The sequence below is a fragment of the Phenylobacterium sp. genome, from assembly GCF_030697305.1.
Classification (GTDB): domain Bacteria; phylum Pseudomonadota; class Alphaproteobacteria; order Caulobacterales; family Caulobacteraceae; genus Phenylobacterium.
This window is the reverse complement of sequence record NZ_JAUYQL010000032.1, coordinates 1-1,525: the sequence shown is the minus strand read 5'-3', so window position 1 is coordinate 1,525 and position 1,525 is coordinate 1. Positions and strand designations below refer to the sequence as shown.

Here is a 1,525-nt window from a genome sequence, read left to right as displayed (position 1 = left end):
CGGTGTTGGATGAATTGGTGCGGACGGCGGGGCTCGAACCCGCACTCCTTGTGGGAAGCAGATTTTAAGTCTGCTGCGTCTACCGGTTTCGCCACGTCCGCTGGGGTGCGCCGCTCACGCCATAGCCGCTTTCGCAGCGGGCAGGAAAGTCAGGCGCGGGTCTCTTCAGGGTCGATCAGCTTGATCGTCGTGACGCCCGCGCCGCGCAGCGCCTCGACCAGTTCGTCCACCGTCGCGTCCAGTTCGCCTGCGTCGCGGGCTCGCAGCACCAGGTTGGAGCCGTAGCCCTCGGGGCCGAAGAACGGATAGCTGCCCAGCGACATCTTCGGATGCGCCTTGGCGACGGCCTCCAGGGGGGCTGCGATGACGCCCTCTCCCGAGCCTTCGACGCGGACGGTGCGTGCGATGGTGACCACGCCGCTGCGCATGCGCCAGCCCACGTCCTCCAGCATGCCGCGCATGATCGCCGGCACGCCCGCCAGGGTGAAGACGTTGCCGATGGTGAAGCCCGGCGGGCCTTGCACCGGGTTCTGCACCAGATCGCCGCCCATCGGCACGCGGGCCATGCGCCGGCGCGCGGCGTTCAGCTCGCCGCCCCAGCGCTTGCTCATGATCGCCAGAATGTCGGGGTGCTCGTGCAGCTCCACCCCGAACGCCAGGGCCACCGCATCGGCGGTGATGTCGTCGTGGGTCGGTCCTATGCCGCCGGTGGTGATCACATAGTCGTAGCGTTCGCGCAGCGCATTCAGCGCCTCGACGATCTCGTCCATCACGTCGCGCACCGTGCGCGCCTCGGCCAGGTCGATCCCGTGGACGGCAAGGTAGCGGGCGATATCGCGAAGGTTGGTGTCCTGGGTGCGGCCCGACAGGATCTCGTCGCCGATGATCAGCACCGCGCACTCGACCGGCGCATCCTCGCTTTGCGGACTTCCCATCGCTCAAGCTCCTTCAGGGCGCCGACGCTCCGGCGCGTCGCCGACTCGGACTAAGCCTCAGCCGATGGACTTCCCGCAACCGCTCGTTCACGGCGTCCTCGTGCAGCGCTACAAGCGCTTCCTGGCCGACGTGGTGCTGGACGACGGAACAGCGCTGACCGTCCACTGCCCGAACCCCGGCGCGATGCTGGGCCTCAACACGCCGGGCCTGGGCGCCTGGCTGTCGAAGTCGCCCGACCCGAAGCGCAAGCTCGCCTGGACCCTGGAGCTTGTCGAGGCCGACGGCGGCGTGGTGGGAATCAACACCATGCACCCTAACCGCCTGGTCGCCGAGGCGCTGGCCGATGGCGTGATCCCCGAACTCTCCGGCTATTCCAGCGTGCGCCGCGAAGTGAAGTACGGGACCAACAGCCGGGTGGATTTCCTGCTTCAGGGCGAAGGCCGGCCACCGGCCTGGCTGGAGGTCAAGAACTGCCACCTGATGCGCACGCCCGGCCTGGCCGAGTTCCCCGATTGCGTTGCCGCGCGCTCGTCGAAGCACCTGCGCGAGCTGCAGGCGATGGTTGCGGCCGGCGACCGGGCCTTGGCCC

Annotated in this window: 2 protein-coding genes and 1 tRNA gene; 1 reads left to right on the top strand and 2 read right to left on the bottom strand. The window is 68.7% G+C overall.

The window, feature by feature from the left end:
• Positions 1 to 15: 15 nt before the first annotated feature.
• Positions 16 to 101: transfer RNA gene (locus Q8R27_RS03515), tRNA-Leu, on the bottom strand.
• Between the two features lie 48 nt (positions 102 to 149).
• Positions 150 to 935, bottom strand: a complete 786-nt coding sequence (locus Q8R27_RS03510) for a molybdopterin-binding protein (protein WP_305697707.1) — start codon at positions 933 to 935, stop codon at positions 150 to 152.
• Between the two features lie 64 nt (positions 936 to 999).
• Here Q8R27_RS03510 and sfsA point away from each other — a divergent pair.
• Positions 1,000 to 1,525: DNA/RNA nuclease SfsA (gene sfsA / locus Q8R27_RS03505; protein WP_305697706.1), on the top strand; the 526-nt coding region annotated here is incomplete at its 3' end.